At 37.5% G+C, this 20,365-nt stretch carries 15 protein-coding genes; 1 reads left to right on the top strand and 14 read right to left on the bottom strand.

Going from position 1 to position 20,365, the window contains the following annotated elements; genetic code table 11:
- Positions 1–89 precede the first annotated feature (89 nt).
- Together HU137_RS05180 and HU137_RS05175 are read right to left on the bottom strand one after the other, a co-directional pair.
- Positions 90–2,639, bottom strand: coding sequence for a phosphoenolpyruvate carboxylase (locus tag HU137_RS05180; RefSeq protein ID WP_182042728.1), 2,550 nt, complete (start codon positions 2,637–2,639; stop codon positions 90–92).
- 1 nt (position 2,640) lies between these two features.
- Complete coding sequence (locus HU137_RS05175; RefSeq protein ID WP_182042727.1) at positions 2,641–4,155, bottom strand: GH3 auxin-responsive promoter family protein; 1,515 nt, start codon at positions 4,153–4,155, stop codon at positions 2,641–2,643.
- A 35-nt stretch (positions 4,156–4,190) separates the two neighbouring features.
- Between HU137_RS05175 and HU137_RS05170 the strand changes: the two genes are divergently transcribed.
- A complete protein-coding gene (locus HU137_RS05170) occupies positions 4,191–4,982 on the top strand; it encodes a DUF2797 domain-containing protein (protein WP_182042726.1) in 792 nt (263 codons plus the stop codon).
- Between the two features lie 49 nt (positions 4,983–5,031).
- Here the strand turns inward: HU137_RS05170 and HU137_RS05165 are convergent, their stop codons facing one another.
- The 12 genes from HU137_RS05165 to HU137_RS05110 form a co-directional block, all read right to left on the bottom strand.
- Positions 5,032–6,513 carry a T9SS type A sorting domain-containing protein gene (locus HU137_RS05165; protein WP_182042725.1) on the bottom strand — a complete coding sequence of 494 codons (1,482 nt, stop codon included), beginning with the start codon at positions 6,511–6,513 and terminating at the stop codon, positions 5,032–5,034.
- A gap of 166 nt (positions 6,514–6,679) precedes the next feature.
- Positions 6,680–8,974, bottom strand: coding sequence for a VPS10 domain-containing protein (locus HU137_RS05160; RefSeq protein ID WP_182042724.1), 2,295 nt, complete (start codon positions 8,972–8,974; stop codon positions 6,680–6,682).
- Positions 8,975–9,076: 102 nt separating this feature from the next.
- Positions 9,077–10,654, bottom strand: a complete 1,578-nt coding sequence (locus HU137_RS05155; RefSeq protein ID WP_182042723.1) for a tetratricopeptide repeat protein — start codon at positions 10,652–10,654, stop codon at positions 9,077–9,079.
- Positions 10,655–10,770: 116 nt separating this feature from the next.
- Positions 10,771–13,101, bottom strand: a complete 2,331-nt coding sequence (locus HU137_RS05150) for a T9SS type A sorting domain-containing protein (protein ID WP_182042722.1) — start codon at positions 13,099–13,101, stop codon at positions 10,771–10,773.
- A 111-nt stretch (positions 13,102–13,212) separates the two neighbouring features.
- A complete protein-coding gene (locus HU137_RS05145) occupies positions 13,213–14,862 on the bottom strand; it encodes a tetratricopeptide repeat protein (protein ID WP_182042721.1) in 1,650 nt (549 codons plus the stop codon).
- A gap of 127 nt (positions 14,863–14,989) precedes the next feature.
- Positions 14,990–15,166, bottom strand: a complete 177-nt coding sequence (locus tag HU137_RS05140) for a histone H1 (RefSeq protein ID WP_182042720.1) — start codon at positions 15,164–15,166, stop codon at positions 14,990–14,992.
- 80 nt (positions 15,167–15,246) lie between these two features.
- Positions 15,247–16,491, bottom strand: a complete 1,245-nt coding sequence (locus HU137_RS05135; protein WP_182042719.1) for a DUF445 domain-containing protein — start codon at positions 16,489–16,491, stop codon at positions 15,247–15,249.
- 102 nt (positions 16,492–16,593) lie between these two features.
- Positions 16,594–17,106: a hypothetical protein gene (locus HU137_RS05130; RefSeq protein ID WP_182042718.1), complete on the bottom strand. Its 513-nt coding sequence runs from the start codon at positions 17,104–17,106 to the stop codon at positions 16,594–16,596.
- A gap of 11 nt (positions 17,107–17,117) precedes the next feature.
- Positions 17,118–17,630: an STM3941 family protein gene (locus HU137_RS05125; protein ID WP_182042717.1), complete on the bottom strand. Its 513-nt coding sequence runs from the start codon at positions 17,628–17,630 to the stop codon at positions 17,118–17,120.
- Between the two features lie 37 nt (positions 17,631–17,667).
- Entirely contained in the window at positions 17,668–19,788 is a 2,121-nt protein-coding gene (gene scpA / locus HU137_RS05120; protein ID WP_182042716.1) for a methylmalonyl-CoA mutase, read from the bottom strand.
- A gap of 14 nt (positions 19,789–19,802) precedes the next feature.
- Entirely contained in the window at positions 19,803–20,120 is a 318-nt protein-coding gene (locus HU137_RS05115) for a hypothetical protein (protein ID WP_182042715.1), read from the bottom strand.
- Entirely contained in the window at positions 20,117–20,323 is a 207-nt protein-coding gene (locus tag HU137_RS05110; protein WP_182042714.1) for a hypothetical protein, read from the bottom strand. Before HU137_RS05110 ends, HU137_RS05115 begins: the two co-directional genes overlap by 4 nt.
- Positions 20,324–20,365: the final 42 nt, after the last annotated feature.

Genomic DNA, 20,365 nt, shown 5'->3' with positions numbered 1-20,365 from the left:
CGCTCGTTTGAGCGATAACTGTAACGAGTGTCAGAATTTGCAAAGCGTTTGTAACGCGGGTTTCTGCCTTTGTTTTCTACGTTTTTCCATTACGCCGAATTCCGGCTCGCATTGATATTCCCAAAAAGCGATCGCATCACCAATCGCTCATAGACTTCTTTTTTATCTGAATCCTTCTGAATTTTCTCCAAAGCATATTGCTGAATCGCCAAAAGCGGCAAAACGATTTTTTCCCGCATCAAAACCGAAGCTTTGCTTATGTTTTCATACTCCATCAATGATTCATATCCCGAAATCTCCAAAGTCAAATCCCTCGACAAAATATATTCGTCATACAAAATCTGCCAGAAAGGCGCATATTCAACATCGTTTTTTAAATAATAGGTCAATGGGAAATAGGTCTTTTGCATGGACATCATACTATTCAAAATCAGTGTTTTGAAAAAAGAAGAATGATGAAACAATGCTTTTACTTCTTCCAATTTCCCTTTGTCCTTAAAACTTTGCAAAGCCGTTCCTACGCCGAAATATCCCGGAACATTTTGTTTCAACTGGCTCCAACTTCCCACAAATGGAATCGCACGCAAATCACCAAATTTCAACCGAGAACCGCTGTTTCTTTTGCTCGGACGGCTGCCTATGTTGGTCATGCCATAGTATTTCAACGTACTTCTGTTTTCCAAATACGGAATAAAAAGTGGATGCGCCTTCAGATCCAGATATTTCTGCAAACTGATTTCTGATAATTCATCCAAAACCTTTCTTTCATTTGCTTCCAATTTGGCTTTTGGATCATCGATAACCGTGGAGCGAATTCCGGCTGTGAGCAATTGTTCGAAATTATATTTCGCTTGCGGTTTCGCACCAAACATACTCGTAATCGTCTGTCCCTGAATGGTCAATTCGATTTGGTTGTTGGCAATTGTTCTTCCTTGAGAAGCATAGAATTGGTGTGTTTTTCCACCTCCACGTGCCGGAGGACCTCCTCGACCGTCAAAAAAGACCACTTTGATGTCGTTTTCATTTGAAACACGGGTCAGGGTTTCTTTGGTATGGTAAATCTCCCAATTCGCCTTCAGATAACCGCCATCTTTAGTTCCGTCAGAAAAGCCAAGCATGATCGTTTGTTGGTTTTTTCTTCTGGCCAAATGATTTTTATAAATCGGAAGATCATACAATTTCTGCATGGTACTTTCCGCTTCATCTAGTCCTACGATGGTTTCAAAAAGCGGAACGATGTCAAATTTGATTTCTTCGTCTTGGTATCCGCAAAATTTGAACAACGCATAAACATTCAACACATCAAAGATCGTTTCACTATCTGAAATGATGTACCGATGCACGCCTCGCTCGCCGTTAAATCGCTGTATTTCTTTGAGTTGCTTTACATTTCGGATGGTATCTCGGGTCAATTCATCTTCAAAATCTTCTTCATTGATGTTCAATTCTCTTTCGGTCAAAATTTGAATTTGTTCTGCTTCAGAAAGTTGGTCAAAATCCAAATTGAATTCTTTTTCAACGATTTCACGGATGATGCGATCATGAATTTTGGCATTTTGGCGAATGTCCAACGAAGCGAAATGCAATCCGAAAATCCTCACCCGATGAATCAATCCATCCAAAACATCGAGAAAAATCCCATTGTGTCTTTCTACCAAAACCGTTCTGATGCGCAATAGAGAATTCAAAATTTCGGTTTCAGTCAATTGACCTTCGTTGACAAACATTTCGTTGTAAATCGCATCATGAAGTGTTTTCAGCGGTTCAGAAATGAATTTGAAAGTCAACCTTCTGCGCACTTCTTTTAAATGTTTATAATAACTCTTCAAAATCGCAATACGCAGTTCAGAAGCTACTTTTCGGGTGATTTCTGCCGTCACAAATGGATTTCCGTCACGATCACCTCCCGGCCAGAAACCCAATTGGATAAAAGGGTTTTCAACCGCTGCTCCTTCTTTTTCAAAAAACGTCGAATTGATTTGCGAAGCCAATTCGCCAACGGCATCATAATAAACATTTCGCAAATAATAAATGATGCTCATTGCCTCGTCATAAGGTGTCGGTTTTTCTTCGTTAATAAATGGCGTTTTCCCCAATTGCTGTAACAACAAATCGATTTTACTCACTGAATCATCTTGAACGGCATTTCTCAAATCTTGAATGATATGCAGCACATTATTTGGATAAAACTGTGTAGGATGCGCCGTAAAAACAATCCGAACGGCGTAGTCCGCCAATTTATTTTTAACCTCATCGACTTTGTCTTGCTGTTTGGCCAACTGAAAAAGGTTTTCAAGCGTTCCTTCTTCGGAATTTCCATACATACTCCCAAAAGCTGCATCTTCGATACTGTCAAATAATACTACCTGGCGTTCAATGTATTGTACGATTCTGAACAACAAATCGATTTGCTCATTTTCATCGCTGATTTCGGTATATTTCTCAAAAAAAGATTGAATGATTTCGATGGGTGTTTTTCCGGTTGGGAATCCGGAATGACTTTCCTGATACAAAAATGGAATCAGCGCACCTATATTTAGCATCTTATCATAAGGCAAATTCATGAAAAGACTGTTGTAAATCTGGTATTTGTTTTCTACGATTTGATGGTATTTTTGGGTGGCTTTTTCCGGACTCATATCATTGGTTCATTTGAAGTAATGGCTCTAAAAATTCTCTGGTATTGGCAAGTCGAGGGACTTTATTTTGTCCACCGAGCTTCCCGCGCTCTTTCATCCAATTGAAAAATAAATTTTCTTTGGCGATATTCAATTTCAATCTGTTTAAGGTAATGTTTTTATAGCGTTTGGCTTCATAATCCGAATTCAATTCTTGAAGCGTTTTGTCCAATATTTCTGCGAATTCTTCTGGGTTTTCCGGTCTTTTTTCAAATTCAATTAACCATTCGTGCGCTCCTTTTTCATTTCCTGACATGAAAATCGGCGCTGCTGTAAATTCTTTGATGATCGCTCCGGTTTTCTGACAAGCGCGTTTCAGTCCTTCTTCTGCGTTTTCGATTATCAATTCTTCTCCAAATGCATTGATATAATGTTTGGTACGACCCGTAACGAGAATCCGATAAGGAGATTTCGAAGTAAATTTAACGGTATCACCGATCAAATAACGCCAAAGTCCGCCATTAGTCGAAATCACCATCGCATAGTTTTTTCCGATTTCTACTTCTTGTAATGGAATGGCTTTGGCATTTGAACTTCCAAATTCACTCATCGGAATAAATTCGTAGTAAATTCCATTGTCCAACAACAACAACAAATCTTTTGAGTCTTTCTGGTCTTGAATCCCAAAAAAACCTTCTGAAGCATTGTAAATTTCGTAGAAATTCAATGGTTTCTGAGTCAACAATCGGTAGTTTTCTTCATAGGGTTTGAAACTGATTCCGCCATGAAAAAACACTTCCAAGTCAGTCCAAATTTCATCCAAATGGGTTTTTCCGGTTTGGTTCAAAACATAATTCAGCAAAACCAACATCCAGGACGGAACGCCGGTCAAACAGCCGATGTCTTCTTTGATAACCGCATCTGCAATGGCTTTCATTTTGGTTTCCCATTCGCTCATCAGCGAAATCTGTTTGTTGGGTGTGTTTCGGAGTTCTGCATAAAAAGGAAGGTTATCGATCAAAATCGCCGATAAATCCCCAAATAAAGTTTCATATTTCTGATAAATCTCACTACTTCCTCCCAATCGGAGATTTTTATTTTTAAAAATTTGGGTTTCCGGATGGTTGTTCAGATACAAGGCAAACATCATTTTCCCTGCTGCATAATGACCGTTCTCTAACGATTCTTCGCTGATCGGGATGAATTTGCTTTTGGCATTTGTAGTACCGGAAGATTTGGCAAACCATTTGATTTTCCCATGCCAACTGATGTTCTCTCCTCCTTTTCTCGCTTTTTCGATAAAAGGTTCAAATTCTTCATAAGTTACGATGGGTACTTGATTTTGAAAGGTTTCATAATGGTTGATATCATTGAAACCGTACAACTTTCCATATTCGGTATTTCGGGCGTGCGATAAAATATCAAACAAGACGTTTTCTTGTGTTTCGATGGGACTCTGCATGAAACTTTCTATCTGACGCATGCGTTTGCTCATCAGCAATTCCATAACTTTGTTTACCAAACCTTGTGCAGGCATATATTTCAGTTTAATCACAAAAATAATCAAAGACGATGACTTTTGAGGGACAGATTCGCAAGATGATCACAGAAAATGGAAAACCGATCCGTTATTATTTGAATTTCAAGGATGATTATCTCGATGTAAACCAACAATTGGAGAAAAAAATCAGAATCAAACATTTGCACAATGAATGTTTGGGTTGTGGATTGGACAAAGAGATTTATAGAATGGGTTATTGTCAAACCTGTTTTTTCTCTTTGCCTGAAGCGAACGAAAGCATCATCAGACCGGAATTATCGACGGCTCATCTGGGAATTGAACAAAGAGATTTAGAATGGGAAAAGAAGTTTGAATTGCAGCCGCATATTGTTTATTTGGCGGTTTCTTCCGATTTAAAAGTCGGTGTCACGCGTGCGGCTCAGATTCCAACAAGATGGATCGATCAAGGCGCTTCTTATGCAACGATTTTCGCCAAAACGGATAACAGATACGAAGCCGGAATGATAGAAGTTGCCTTAAAAAACCATGCTTCTGATAAAACCAATTGGCAGAAAATGCTGAAAAACGATGTGCCAGAATTGGATTTGATCCAACAAAAAGATTTGTTTAAAATGTATATTCCGGAGGAGGAATCAAAATTTTATTTGTCTGATGATTCCGTTTATACGTTTGAATATCCGGTTTTGGAATTTCCTAAAAAAGTCAAATCGCTTAACCTAAAAAAACAGCGGGAATTTGAAGGAGTTCTAACAGGAATCAAAGGTCAATACTGGATTTTTGAAGACGGAACAGTTTGGAACGTCCGTGGACATGAAGGTTTTTATGTAGAAATTGAATTGTAAAAAACTTTGACAAAGTTCTGAACTTTGTCAAAGCTTCTCTATAGTTTATTTAAATTTTAATGAACTTTTGAGTATTTACTTTTCCGGAAATTGTGGTTGTTTTAATGATGTAAGTTCCTTTTGGCAAATGAGATACGTTTACAGAATTTTGTTTTTTAGAACTAATTTTCTGTCCTGATAAACTATAAATTTCTACGGATTTGATTTCTTCTTTGCTTACAATATTCAATTGATTTTCAACCGGATTTGGATAAACAGAAATTGAATTTTGATTTGCATTCATTTCTTCAAAACCTAAATTGGTTTGTTTAAACATAAAAGCGGCTCCGGCATCCATCATTTCGTCTTCTCCATTTTCGTCAAAATCATTTCTCGGAGCGCCCACTAAAAGTTTATCACCATGGTAAGCAAAATGCCAACCGAAAAAAGCATTGAAATTATCGGATGGTGTCACCGTAAAAAATTCATCCCAACTGCCATTTTCATTTTTTTTGTAAACGTTCACACGTGATTCTTCCAACCCGAAAACGTGAGGTGCAGCGACAAAAAGCATATCGTCTTTCATCTCACAATGCCAGCCAAAGTAAGTGTCTTCGCCGGATTCATGGCTTGCAATTCTCTGAACTTCATCCCACTGTCCGGAAACATTCTGTTCAAAAACATAAGCAGCCGGAACGTCACTTGACATAGCCCCTTCTGCATAAGCTCCTACCACAAATTGGTTTCCGTCCACGCTCACAGAGGTACCGAAATAAATATTATTCTGAGCATCGGAAGCCATCACAACCTGTTCTAATTCCCAAGCATTGTTTGCATTTTTCTTGAAAACGTAGGCTTTTCCTTGACCATTATTGGCACCGCTTGCTCCCACGATTAAATAATCATCAGAGATTGAAACTCCAATGCCGAAATTTTCATTTTGTACTCCATCAGGCACTTCTACTTTTTGAGTTTCAGTCCATACGCCGTCATTATTTTCAAAAATATAGACTGCACCCGTCCAATTGTCATAAGCCATCGCACCGACTGCGAGGATGTTCCCGTTTGTGTCCAGACAAGTAGGATTTGCTCCCAGCAAGGCCGTATCCTGATAATCAGAAGCGACCAATTTTGCGTGGAAAGTCCATTCGTCATTGGCATCCAATTTATAAATGTAAAGTGCACCCGCCATCCAGGCTTCTTCTACATTAGCTCTTCCTGATGCAACAACCAGATAATCATCCATAAACCGGACAATTCCACCGAATTCGGCTCCTTCCGCTGCATCAAAAGCCGTCAGTTTTTGATGGAATTCGATGTTTTCGCCTTGTGTTTTGTAAATGTAAACTGCTCCTGCGGCGATAGACTCTCTCGATGCACCCACAGCGATGAAATCATCATTGAAATCAACTGAAGTACCGAACTCGGCACGGGATTCCCTGAAATCGCCGACTAATTTTGCCTGTTCTTCAAATTGTGCGTTTCCGGTAAACATGATACCGAAAAATAATAAGGTTATGAGAGTTTTGAAAGGTTGTAAAAATTGTTTCATCATGTGTTTTTTTTGAATGGTGAATTTGAAAAATATATTTTTAAAATCGGAAAAATGATACAAGACATTTTGTGACAACTGATTTATTTGTTTAAAAATGAGTGAATTATAAAATTAAAATAAGCCCTGAAATTTTAATTTTCAGGACTTATCAGTTTAACACACATTAATTTATTATGAACTTTTGACTTTCTGTTTTTCCGTTTTTTGAATGAATTTGAATGATGTAAATCCCTTTATTTAAATGCGAAACATTTATTTTAGAACCAGAAGAAATCATTAGTCTCTGTCCGGAAAGGGAATATATTTCAACAGAATTTATTTCTTCACGGATTTGTATGTTTAAGAAATCACGGGTTGGATTGGGATAAATCGTGTTGTGTGAGATGAATTCAGGTTCGCTGACATCCATGGTTTCCAAATCAACGGTTATTTTAATTAATCCCAAATCAAAAGTTCCCAAATAAATTTCTGCCGAGTCTTCCAAAAACCGAACGGTGCTTTTGTAAGTAGCTACATCAAATAGCTCTTCGCTTGTGATTTCTTCCCAAGATTCTCCAAGATCAGTTGAGAAAATTATTTTGGGGCTTGTAAATTCTGAAGTTTGAATCACGCCTACTATGTGATTTTCGTTATAAGCAGAAAGTGAAACGTTTTGGATGACTCCGTCGTATTTTTTGACCCAATTCTCTCCGGCATCCGTTGATACAAAAATCCCCTGACTGGTGGCAATGGAAAAAATATTAGGGTTTGCCGGGTTTTGAGTAAATTTAAGAATTACATCTACTGAAGGGTCTAAAGACATTTCCAGCCCGCTTCCCCAAGACGTCCAAGTGTTGGCGCCATCCATCGATTTGAATATGCCTGCACCAATTGCCGCTATCATTTCCTGACTGTTTGAAGGGTTGATGTATAAACCACTCAAGGCGCCGGGCTGTGGTAAATTCATCATCGTACTGCTGATGTTCTCCTGATTGGAAACGTCTATTTTATACAATTCATTTTCAGTAACTATGTCAGAAACCGCAACCCAGATCAAATTAACATCATTTGGATCGGAAACTGCAACATCTAGATAATTCATAAATGTATTCATCAACGTTAGTTTCGTTTGACCATGGTCTTCACTGAGCGTTACTTCAGCTCCCATGAAACCACCTTTGAAATTGTAAACCCTTCCTTCCACATTTTGATCAGCAAAAATTTTATCGGCCGACGAAACAGAATAACTTCCAATCGGTGGGATTTCCGTGCTTTGTTGTTCCATCGTTGTAAGGTTGAGATGAATGTATCCACCTTGAACACCATAATAAAGGTGTTGTGCATCTTGTGAGAAAACATCCAAACTGCCCGTCACTTCAAAATAAGGATTTTTCATCTGAGAAAGCGTAACAGCTCCATCGTTGGAATAAAACGGATAAAAATTTCCGGTGATGATCAGTTCGTCTTCTACAAAAGGATTGAAACTCATATTGAGTCCTGCATAGTATTCAAACGGATCATCATTGGTATAAGGATAGTTTTCCCACGTATTTCCTCTGTCTTGAGAAATTACGATTTCGTTTTCTTCTAAAACGATGATATTGTCAAAATTAAATGGATTGAATTTGATGATGTTGATATGATTCAACACTCCGTCTGTCCAGGAAATCGGCATTTCTACCCAAGTGTTTCCACCGTCAGAAGAACGGAAAACATTTTGAGTTTGTTCGTTGAAATTCATGCTGGTTCCCACCAAAATATCTTGCGGGTTCATGGCATTGAATTCAATTGCGTCAAAATTGGCTCCACTGATCACTTCCGTCCAGTCAGCTCCGGCATTTTCCGAAACCCACAATCCGCCATCTTCTTCAAAATTCCCGACACCTCTTGCTAAAAATAGTTTATCGGGATCAAACGGACTGATGACAGCATTGTTAACCGTAACGCCATTGTTTTGTGCATGATCATAAACTTCCGACCAGTTTTCTCCGCCATCGGTTGTGTAAAATACTTTCTCTGTGTTTTCCCAGTCAAAACTAGCATGTAAAAGAATGATATTGGGATTGGGCCCATAAACAGAATAGGATTTGATCCGATTAAAATCTGCTTCATACGGAGGATAAATTTCTTTTGTCAACTCATTGGTTTCCATGTCATAAAAGACCAATTTATTGTTATTAGAATCTAAATTATACATAATGAAACTCAAGGTATTGTCTCCCATTTGTTTCAGATCATGAATTTCGATGGCTTCCGTAATGGGAAACGAAAAAAGAATTTCCCAATTTTCTCCTTTGTCGTACGAAACCAATAAATGGTTTTTCAAGGTGGAAGCGTAAAGTTTGTCTTCCACATTTAAATCATAGGTAATGTCAAATAATCTACCGAAATCTTCTGTACCGCTGGTTTCAAATTGGGCTTTCAGGTTTGTAAGACCATAAAGCGCAACAATGAAAAATAAAATAAAATGTCTCTTCATATCTTTCTTTTTGTGATTGATAGTTCAATGTTCCGAAAAATGAATTTCAGCACAAAAAATCAGACACGAATTAATCGGACATCCTCTAAATATAATCGGACGCTATTTTACAAAAGAATGTAAGTGATTGTATAACAAAGAAGTATCTTCAATTCCCATTTTCCGGCTGATTCTCTCTTTTCTTTTGCGACAAGCATCCATCGTGATGTTCAAAAGTGAAGAAATTTCTTTGATACTGAGATCCATGTAGATGTAAGCGATGAATCGAAGGTCATTTGAATTCAAATCAGGATGACTGGATTTGACTGAAGAAATGAATCCATGATTGGCTTCTTCGAAATGCGTAAAAAAATCATCCAGTTCGTTTTCTTTTTTCAAATGATTTTGAATAGAATTTATTTTTCCGCGGACGGAAGCGGATTGTAAAATTTCCGGTTCGTTGGAAAACGTATCAATCAAATCTTGAATCAATTCGTTTTTGGAAGAAAGATGAATCGCTTTTGCGGTCAGTTTTCGGTTTTTGGATTCAATTTCCTTTTCCAATTCCAATTGGATAATTTTCTGATTACGTTCCGAAATGATTTTTTTCTGTTTGTATTTGATTGAATTGTTCCACAAAGCCCAAATCAGAAGAATTAAAGCAACCGAACTTAAAGCGATTGTTGTCAGAAAGATTTTTCTTTCCGATTCTAATTTTTGCTGACTTTCTGAAAGTTCTTTCTGGTAATTCTGAATTTCAAATTTCACTTTGTTATTTTCAAACAAAGCACTGTTTTTCAGCACATTCAAACTGTCTTTTGCCCAAATAACCGAATCTTTATAAAGAATAGAATTGTCCAGGTCGTTCTGATGTTTATAAATCGAAAAAAGCTGTTCGTAGCTTTGGATTTTCTGTTCCAGCGATAAACTTTTTCGTTGGGCTTCCAACGCATAATTTAAAGATTCTCTCCAAAGCCCTTTTTGTTGATAGATTTGAGAAAGCATGGTCAGACTTGTGATATGTACTTGCCTGAGTGCTATTTCAGAAGTTTTTTTGGAAAGTTCATTGAGGACGGTTTCAGCTTCTGTATATTTTTTTTGTAAAAAGAAGATTTCGCCTTTTCCAAGAAAAGCGTGTGTTAAAACAATTTTGTCCTCCCCGGCTGAAGAAATTGCTTCTTCATAGTAATTCAGTGCTTCCTCATATCTTTTTTGACGGTTGAGCGAATTCCCAAGATTTACGGCATATAAAGGGATTTTAGCTTCAATGTTTTCATTTTTTGCGATGGTGTATGCTTTTTGAAAATATTCTTCCGCTCTATTGAAATCGCCTTCGTCAAAATACAGAATGGCAATGTTGTTCAAAGCCGTAATTTCCTGCTTGAACGTGAGGTGTTCGATTGCAATTGAGTATGCTTCCAGATAGTATGAAATCGCTTCCCCGAAATCCGACATGACATAATAAGCCGCCCCGATATTGTTAATCGCTCTGAAACGCTGTTCCTGCCAATTGTTTTCTTCCGCTATGTTTTTTGCTTGCGAAAGCAATTCGAGTGATTTGGTAAAGTCTCGGTTCTGGCGTTCTTCTATGGCTGCATTGATGATTTCATCGCATTTTTCGGGCGTAGAAGCACGAGCAAATGAATGTAAAATCAGAAATACAATAATGGTTTTTATGAAAATTCTAAAAAAATTCCTCATTCCAAATACTAATATTAAAAAATTTCGCCGAATAATCCGTGTACTTTAGCAGGAATGTTAAAAGAAAAGGCAACCCATACAGAGTTGCCTTTTCATGAAGAATTATTTAATAAATTTTATTTTTTAATCAATTTATGCGTTTCTGTTTTTCCATTTTCAAGAAGTACTTTTACGATGTAGATTCCTTTGTTCAGATGAGAAACATTGATTTGTTTCGCAGTTGAGTTCAATAACTTCTGACCTGTTAATCCAATGATTTCTACTGAATTAATGTTTTCTTTGCTTTCGATGTTGACAACATCCGTAGCCGGATTCGGATAAATAACCGTTGATTTATTTGCCAACAAGTCGGAATCGATAACGCTCATGGTTTCCAAATTGATGGTGTATTTGATCAGTCCCAATCCTGAAGTCGAAACGTAAACATCCACTAAATCTTCATGAAAATCAAAATCAGTTGATCCAAAAACATTGGTAGAACTTAAATAGTTCAAGTCTTCATCCGGTATTTCTGTCCAAGTTGCTCCACTATCTTTTGAATATCTCAAACCAAATTGAGAATCATTGGAATCATGCGTTGCTGCGATGATTTGTCCGTTTGTAACAGTGGAATGTTTCACATTGTGTACAAAAGAATTATGGATTCTTGTCCAGTTTTCGCCACCGTCCGTTGTTGTAAAAATTCCTTTGTTGGAAGTAATCGTCATTTGATTGACATCCAATGGATTTTGAACAATCTTGAAAATAATGTCATTATCGATGTTCAAAGTTTCCAATCCCGAACTGATTTCCATCCATGAACTTCCTCCGTCCATTGTTTTATGCACACGGCTTCCTCTTACAGCAATGACAGTTTCATCATTTTCTCCGAAAAGAAATCCCATCACAACTCCGGAAGAATTAGGAAGTGAAATGCTGTTTGACTGAATACTATTGATGTCCGAAAAGTCAATTTCATAGATTTCTGCATTTTCTCCGAAAGATGAGAAAGAAGCCCAAACTTTGTTTTCATTGCCAGGAACAGATTTTACATCGTGCAAACTACCTGAAAAAGTACTGAAAATTTCTGTCGGATTTTCTCCATGATTATTGCTCATTTTTAAACTGGATCCCATAAATCCGCCCGCAAAAGTATAAACCCTTCCTGCCATGTTCGAATCAATCATTACTCCAGTTCCTGAATTATTGGTCACAAAATTCAACGGCATGATGTCATATCCGTTTTCTGTGGAAGTTTGAATGTTCCTGTGAGCATATCCGAATTGTGCACCGTAATAAAGATGTTCTTCCGTTCCGTTGTTAAAATAATGAACATTTCCACCTCCCGCAAAATATTTGGTTTTTACTCTGGTCATCGTTTCTCCTTGATTGGTTGAAAACATCGGATAATAATTTGCAGAGATAAAAACTTCATTTTCTGCAAAAGGATTAAATGAAGCATCAAGTCCATAATAATATTCCTCTGGCATATCGGCCGCATTTTCATACACATGAACATCCCAACTCGCTCCTCCATCATTTGAAATGGCTACTTCGTTATCTTCCAAAACAATTATATTCATCGGATCAGATGGATTGAATTGAATTACGTTGATGCAATCCAATAAATAATCTGTCCAAGCAATTTCAACTTCATTCCACGTATCTCCACCATCTGTTGATTTATATAAACCTTCCGGATATTCCCCAAAACTGATTCCGGTTCCTACCCAGATTTCGTCAGCATTAGAAGGATTAAAAGTAATCGGATTCAAAACGATTCCTGCTAACTTTTCTTCCCAACTCGCTCCTCCATCTTCTGAAATCAATAAACCTCCATCTACGTCTGTGTTTCCGTTTCCACGAGCAATGTAAAGTTTTTCTGGGATTTCAGGGTGAATCGCAACCTGTCCAGGGATGATGTCCATGTTTTGAGTGGAATCATAAACCACAGTCCAAGTACTTCCTCCGTCGGCTGTATAATAGGTGGTCTCTGCTGCTCCGAAACCAAGCGGATAACCTATAGAAAGCAATGCATAGTTTTCATCCGATGCAGAAATACTGTAAGAAGAAACCCAAGTATCACCTCCGGGATTTGGGCTGGGAGCAGTATATTGATGATCAATCTGACGAGTGGTCGTATTCAATAGAAATACCGTTCGGGCAACGTCTGTAACGGAACGCATCGAAAAGGTTAATTGATCGTCTCCGTAATTCTTTAAATTATTTTCTAATTTGTTAAAATATCCATCTTGAATGGAATAAAAAATATCCCAGTTCTGTCCGTTATCCGTAGAACTCAAAATATGATTTCCCAATGTGATGGCGTATAATTTGTTCTCTGTTGTTTTGTCGTAAGTCACGCCGAAGATTCTGCCGTACTCGTTCGAACCAATTGCCTCAACTTGTCCAAATAAAAGACTGAAACAACAACAGTTCAATAGAAGTAATAAAGTAATTTTTCTCATGTGAATGTGGATGTAAAATTTTATATCGCAAATTCGCCACAAAGATTTTCAATCCAAAAATTTTTAAAAGAAATAACACGACTGACTATTAGAAAAAGCGTGACATTTTTTCTAAATGATTGAAATATACTTATATAAATCTGTTTCTTCTGACAAATTCATTTTCTTGGTAATTCTTTCTTTTCGTTTACGACAAGCCTCTACGGTAATGTTCAAAAGAGACGAAATTTCTTTGGTGGACAAATTCATGTAGATATAAGAAAGAAAGCGTACGTCGTTGGAAGTCAGTTCCGGATGTTTTTCCCGAAGTGAAGACAGAAAACCATGGTTTGTTTCTTCAAAATGCGTAAAAAATTCGTCCCATTCCGAATCCTTTTTCAAATGATTTCGCAATTCAAAAATCCTGCGCTTCAGTCGTTCGTTTCCTCGAATTTCTGACTCTTTCGAAAGGGCTTCCATGATGTCTTCAATCAGTTCGTTACGCGTAGAAATGGATAAAGCTTTAGAAGCGAGCTGGCGGTTTTTGGATTCAATTTCGTTTTTGAATTTTTCCTGTTCCAAAAGCGTAAGCACTTCTTTTTCATTGAGTTGTTGCTCCAAAAGGATTTTGTCGTTTTTCTGGTTTTCCAATTCGAGTTCAGCTATTTTCTGATTGCTTTCTGCGATGATTTTCTTCTGTTTCAATCGGGAGGAATAATTCCATATTGCCCAAAGAATCAGGACAATGAAAATTAAAATTCCACCTAAAATGAAATAAAATAACCGACGTTCCGAAATTAATTTTTCCTGGCTTTCGGACAATTCTTTTTGATAATTCTGTAATTCGAATTTAATTCTACTGTTTTCGAAAAGCTTTCCGTTCTTGATTTGGTTCAATGAATCTTTGGCAAAAATTACAGAATCTTTATAGGCAAATGCGGTAGAATTCTCGTTCCGTTTCCGATACAATTCCGTCAAACGATCAAATACATCTATCTTGTTTTCCAGACTTACATTGGGATCAGTTCCTGCTCGTTTTATATAGTCGATTGCCAAGGGAATGTTTTTTTCACTCTCATACACTTTTGCTAAAATCATCAAAACCGAAATGCGATGTTCACTCAGTTCAGACGTTTTCAAATTTGGTAAAAGCTCCAAAGCAATCTCTTTTGCTTCCGGAAATTTCTTCTTCAAAACTAAATTCTGCGCATTGGTGATTTGTGCCTGCGCCAAAATCGGTGGTGTGTCTTTTAATAAAGGAAGTGCAATTTTAATGTAAGATTCCGCCTTTTGAATTTCTTCTTTGGCGTTGGCAACGGTCGCCAGATTCGTAGCGTACAAACCTATTTTTAAACTGTCATTGTTGTCTTTGGCGATTTCATAGGCTTTGAGAAAATATTCTTCGGCTTTGTCATTTTTGGCGTCTTTGGAATACAAAATCGCAATGTTATTCAAGACAATCATTTCATGTTTTGCGTCTAAATCTTTGAGCGCAATTTTATAAGCTTCAAGGTAATTATCGAGTGCTTCACCGTAATCAAGCATCAAATAATAATTTGCACCGATGTTATTAATGGCAAGAAAAAGTTGTTTGTTCCAATTATTGGTCTCCGCCATGGATTTGACTTCCGTAAGCAATTCCAACGAACGAGCATGGTTTTTCCGGTTCATTTCCTGAACCGCTTCGACCAAGATTTTATCGCATTCTTCAACGGTTTGTGCATTTAAAAATGACAAAACGAACAGAAAAGTCCAGCAAAATATGGTTTTAATTCCCGACACTCTTTTGATAATGAAGCGATAAAGATACGATAAAGAGAAGAGAGCGAGAAAGGTTGCGTGCATCGCAAAAGAAAACGCCGCGTGCTATGAAATTTCACAGAACGCAGCGTTTAATTTTTCTGAATTCTTATTTTTTTGAAGCTTCTACAGATGCTTTTCTGAATTCTTTGAACATTTTGCTCAATTCCAATGCAGATTTACGGGCTCTTGTTCCAGCCGCTTTGTTTCCTTTTTCTACTTGAGCCGCAGCTTCATTTTTAAATGATTCGAATTCTTCGTGAATTTTGTCAACTAAATTTTTCATAATTATTTTATTTATAAATTAATTTTAAGGCATACAAAAATAGCATTTACAAGCATATAAGCAAGTTTTCAGCCCATAATTTATGAAGAAACAAAAAAATGGGTAATCGTATAAATCACCAATCCTACCAGTCCACCGACCAAAGTTCCGTTGATCCGAATAAATTGCAGATCTTTCCCAACTTCTAGTTCCAACTTGTTACTCAACTCTTTACCTTCCCAACTTTCAACCGTTTTGCTGATTAATGTTTGAACCTCTTCGCTGTTTTTTAAAATCATCCGATACAAAAAATGACGGATCCATTTGTTGATGCGTAATTTTAATTCTTCATCGTTTTGTAACGATTCAGAGAGCTTTCTGATGTTTTTATGGAGGTATTGATTCAGTCCTGAATCCGGATTTTCGATGTTTTCATCCAACATTGCCTTGATTGATTCCCAAGCGTCATCCGCATATTGACTTAAATTTTCAGGCGAAATCAAATCCGTTTTCAATTGGTCGAACTTTTCATTCCAACTTTCCGAAACCAACAACTCTTCCGCAAAAGACTCTAAATTCTCGGTCAATTTATTTCGGACGAAATGTTCTTTGTCCAATTCAACTTCTTCGATAAATTTCATGATTCCATCCGTCATTTCTCTCGAAATCCTTTTACCGGCCAGAAATGCAATAAAAGGTTTGTTTTCAGAAATTCGTTCACGGATCAATTCCTGACTTTCCTCTACATATGCTTTCAATTGCGGCAATAGCGTTTCGAGCAATTTGACATGTTCGCCTTTTTCCACCATATAATGAATTCCGGAAGAAGTAATTTTTTGGTAATCAATGGTTTTTAAGATTTCCGAACCTTTATTGGCAATGAAATTCCGAACTTCTTCATCATCTAAATCATGGATGATTTTCTGAATCAAATGCAAAATTTCCTGACCTAGAATTTCCCTACTACTCGGTTTGTCCAACCAACCCGACGCAAATTTTACTACATCCAATTTTTCAATATATGGGCGAATGTTTTTTGGAGTCAAAAAGTTATTTCGAACAAATGAACCGAGGTTCCGACCAAGATCGTTTTTCTTGTTTTCGATCAAATTGGTATGCGGAATCGGAATTCCGAGTGGATGTTTGAACAATGCCGTCACCGCGAACCAATCCGCCAATGCACCGACCATCGCTGCTTCCGAAAAAGCTTCCACATAACCCATCCAAGCTGCTGGCGAATGATGCTGAAAATACACCATCAAACCATACACCAACGCCATCAGAAAAAACAAACCGGTGGCAATGGCTTTGTGTTTGCGCAATAATTTTTCTTTTTGGGTGGACATTTTGACGATTTGAATTCTAAAGATAAAAAGAAATGAATTAATGAAAAATCTCCAAGATTTTGGAAATCTTGTAGGGAAAGGAAGGATTTTTATAAACGCCTTCTATTTCACTACTGTCCAATCCGCATTTTCAACTTTCTGAATTTTTACCGGATTTTGCATTTCGAAATAAGGTGTGAATTGTTTCGAAAAAACCGTATCCAATTTGATTTCCGAATTATCAGTACCACAAACAGATTGGATCACTTTTACAGTTTCAAACTTGTTTTGAGAATTGAAATAAATCGTCTTTTCTTCTTTGATTTCCTGATTCCAAAAATCACATTGATATTGAAAATAGCCATGGTAAGCCAAAAATGGAGTTAATGCAAATAGAAATCCGCCGATGAAAAGTAAAATGTTTTGCCATTTTTTGTAGGAAGATTTGATGGCTAAAATAAACAATCCATAAATCGAAGCGGCGGTCAAAAACACCAAAATCTCTGGAAAATAAGACGCAAAAACCCGGTCTGTAAAATAGATGGAAAATCGATCGCCCAATAGGAAATATACTGCAAACCAAATGATGAATGCGATGCAGAAAAATTTTAGGGTATTAGTAAATAATCTAAACAAATTCCGATAATTTAAGTGGTTATTAAATTATATTTTTCAAACTGACTTTTCATTAGTTCCAACAGTTTATCATAATTTATCTGTAAATGATTTGCTGATATCATAATTGGAGATTCATAAAAAGACATATTAGACGCCATCAATTTACGTTTTACCAATGATTTTTGCCTTTTTACATAATCATCCGGGTTTTTAACCATTACCAAGACAAATTTTTGATTAGCGACTTTTGCTTCATCAATTTTCAAAACATCTTCCCATTTTACAAAACCAGCAGAAGTGGCATTTGAATTATCGAAAAAACCATCCTTTTTGAAATGAATTCCAGTGTTTTTTTGGAATAATTTGTAAGTAATAGAAATTAAAAAAATTGAAAATGTGATTAATCCAATAATTCCAACAATAAATATAGTCGTTTCATTTTGACGTCTAAAATTCAGAAATTGTTGAGGATCTATAATGAACCAAATGCTAAAGCCAATAAAGATAAGGCACCCGATAATTGATAGTATTGACTTTTTCATACTCATTGGTATTTTCACCTCTTCATTCATAGAGCTCTCAATCTTTTAAAAATTTATTCAAAACTTCAATCGCCGAATCGGCCAAATTGGTTCCCGGCCCGAAAATCGCATGGGCACCGTGCTTGTAAAGGAAATCATAATCTTGTCGGGGAATTACACCTCCCACCACGATGAACATATCTTCACGACCGTATTTTTTAAGTTCTTCCACCACTTCGGGAACCAAAGTTTTGTGTCCGGCTGCCAAAGACGAAATCCCTAAAATATGTACATCGTTTTCGATGGCTTGTTTGGCGACTTCGGCCGGTGTTTGAAAAAGGGGTGCGATGTCCACGTCAAATCCCATATCGGCATAGCTCGTCGCTACGACTTTTGCGCCGCGATCGTGTCCGTCTTGTCCCATTTTGGCGACCATAATTCGAGGTCTGCGACCAAATTTTTCTGAAAATTCTTCCGCCAACTTTCGGGCTTCCGTAAACGATGTATTTTGATTTGCTCCCATAGCATATACGCCTTGAATGGATTTGGTTTGGGCTTTGTGTCGTCCGAATACGCTTTCCAAGGCATCGGAAATTTCGCCCAAAGTTACTCTTCTTCGTGCAGCCTCGATCGACAATTCGAGTAAATTTCCTTGTCCGGTTTTGGCTGCTTTGGTCAGTTGTTCCAATATTTCTTCTACTTTTTCGGTATTTCTTTCCGAACGGATTTTATTCAAACGTTCAATTTGACTCAGTCGAACCGCCGTATTGTCGATTTCCAAAATCTCCAATTCTTCTTGTTCCAATTTGGATTTGTATGCATTCACGCCGATGATAGCGTCTTCTCCTATGTCGATTTTGGCTTGTTTTTTTGCTGCTGCTTCTTCGATGCGCATTTTCGGAATTCCCGCTTCGATGGCTTTGGTCATTCCGCCCAATTCTTTTACTTCTTCTATGTATTTCCAAGCTTGTTCCATCATCTGTCCGGTTAGAGATTCTACCATAAAACTTCCGGCCATTGGATCTGCCGTTCGGCAAATTTGGGTTTCTTCTTGGATGATCAATTGCGTATTTCGGGCAATTCGAGCCGAGAAATCAGTTGGAAGTGCAATGGCTTCATCCAAAGCATTGGTGTGCAAAGATTGTGTTCCGCCCAATGCGGCCGCCATCGCTTCGATCGCTGTTCGGGTGATATTATTATACGGTTCTTGTTCGGTCAAACTCCAACCCGAAGTTTGACAATGCGTTCTAAGCATCAAAGATTTTTGACTTTTTGGATTGAATTCTTTCATCATTTCCGCCCAAATCACTCTGGCTGCTCTCATTTTGGCAATTTCCTGATAATAATTCATCCCGATTGCCCAGAAAAAAGACAATCTCGGAGCAAAATCATCAATATTTAAACCCGCTTGCAATCCGGTTTTCACGTATTCGTATCCGTCTGCCAGCGTATACGCCATTTCCAAAACCGGTGTCGCTCCGGCTTCTTGCATATGATAGCCCGAAATCGAAATGGAATTAAATCTTGGGATGTTTTGAGAAGTGTATTCGAATATGTCGGCGATGATTTTCATGGAAGGCGTCGGCGGATAGATATACGTATTTCGCACCATAAATTCCTTTAAAATATCGTTTTGAATCGTTCCGCTCAATTGGTTTTGTTGAACGCCTTGTTCTTCCGCCGCCACGATATAATACGCCAAAATCGGCAAAACCGCTCCGTTCATCGTCATGGAAACGGAAATTTGATCCAAAGGAATTTGGTCAAATAAAATTTTCATATCCTCAACCGAATCGATCGCAACCCCAGCTTTTCCTACATCCCCCACTACACGTTCGTGATCGGAATCGTAACCGCGATGTGTCGCCAAATCAAAAGCAACGGAAAGTCCTTTTTGTCCGGCGGCGAGATTTCTGCGGTAAAAAGCATTGGACTCTTCGGCGGTGGAAAATCCGGCGTATTGACGTATGGTCCAAGGTTTCCGCACATACATCGTGGTATAAGGTCCACGTAAAAAAGGTGCAATTCCCGGAAGATTGTCCCGATACGGATTTAATTCCGCATCTTTTTCCGTGTAATTTTCTTTTACAAGCAAACTGTCCAATTCGGTTTCTTCAGCCGTTTTATTTACTAAAACAAAGGGCGTTTTGTATGTTAAATTTGCAAAGTTTTTTCTCATTTTACTCTATTGAGTTAATCCAAAATTCTCGAGTATTCTTCTGTGTGGTTATTTGTGATATGGGTTACGAGTATACGATTTTTATTTTTTTCAAAAAAGATAAGCCAACTCGTTCTTTTATTCGCTTTGTAAACAACAAAAAATTTTCCCAAACTTGCTTGGTCAACTTTGGTTATTCTAAAACGTTCATAAGATGTCGTATTTAGTATGAAATCATAGATTTTATTTACATACTGTTTAGCGCTTTCGTAACTTGTGAAGTATTCTTCTTCAAATAAAATATCAATAAGGTCGTTAAGATAATTCGTTACTACTCGCTCTACCGATATCATTTTTTCCAGTTAAGCGTTTTTAAATGTTCTAAGCTGATTTGGCGTGCTTCTTCAATACTGATGGCGTTTGCCCAACGTACTTCAAATTCGGGATTGGTTTCTTCATCGAGCAAAGACACCTGTATACCCATTTCGCGAGCTACTTTTATCAACAAGTCTAATTGCTCTTCACGATCGCTATTTAAAATTACTAATCTGCTCATGATACAAATTTAGGTAGAAACTTATTATTCCATATAAGTCAG

This window comes from Moheibacter lacus, assembly GCF_014042165.1.
GTDB lineage: Bacteria > Bacteroidota > Bacteroidia > Flavobacteriales > Weeksellaceae > Moheibacter > Moheibacter lacus.
This window is presented reverse-complemented; position numbering and strand designations above follow the sequence as displayed.

Coding starts and splice junctions, on each gene's coding strand:
- HU137_RS05180 (WP_182042728.1), bottom strand. CDS start 2,639: ATGAGTCCGGAAAAAGCCACCCAAAAATACCATCAAATCGTAGAAAAC.
- HU137_RS05175 (WP_182042727.1), bottom strand. CDS start 4,155: ATGCCTGCACAAGGTTTGGTAAACAAAGTTATGGAATTGCTGATGAGC.
- HU137_RS05170 (WP_182042726.1), top strand. CDS start 4,191: ATGACTTTTGAGGGACAGATTCGCAAGATGATCACAGAAAATGGAAAA.
- HU137_RS05165 (WP_182042725.1), bottom strand. CDS start 6,513: ATGAAACAATTTTTACAACCTTTCAAAACTCTCATAACCTTATTATTT.
- HU137_RS05160 (WP_182042724.1), bottom strand. CDS start 8,974: ATGAAGAGACATTTTATTTTATTTTTCATTGTTGCGCTTTATGGTCTT.
- HU137_RS05155 (WP_182042723.1), bottom strand. CDS start 10,654: ATGAGGAATTTTTTTAGAATTTTCATAAAAACCATTATTGTATTTCTG.
- HU137_RS05150 (WP_182042722.1), bottom strand. CDS start 13,101: ATGAGAAAAATTACTTTATTACTTCTATTGAACTGTTGTTGTTTCAGT.
- HU137_RS05140 (WP_182042720.1), bottom strand. CDS start 15,166: ATGAAAAATTTAGTTGACAAAATTCACGAAGAATTCGAATCATTTAAA.
- HU137_RS05135 (WP_182042719.1), bottom strand. CDS start 16,491: ATGTCCACCCAAAAAGAAAAATTATTGCGCAAACACAAAGCCATTGCC.
- HU137_RS05125 (WP_182042717.1), bottom strand. CDS start 17,630: ATGAAAAAGTCAATACTATCAATTATCGGGTGCCTTATCTTTATTGGC.
- scpA (WP_182042716.1), bottom strand. CDS start 19,788: ATGAGAAAAAACTTTGCAAATTTAACATACAAAACGCCCTTTGTTTTA.
- HU137_RS05115 (WP_182042715.1), bottom strand. CDS start 20,120: ATGATATCGGTAGAGCGAGTAGTAACGAATTATCTTAACGACCTTATT.
- HU137_RS05110 (WP_182042714.1), bottom strand. CDS start 20,323: ATGAGCAGATTAGTAATTTTAAATAGCGATCGTGAAGAGCAATTAGAC.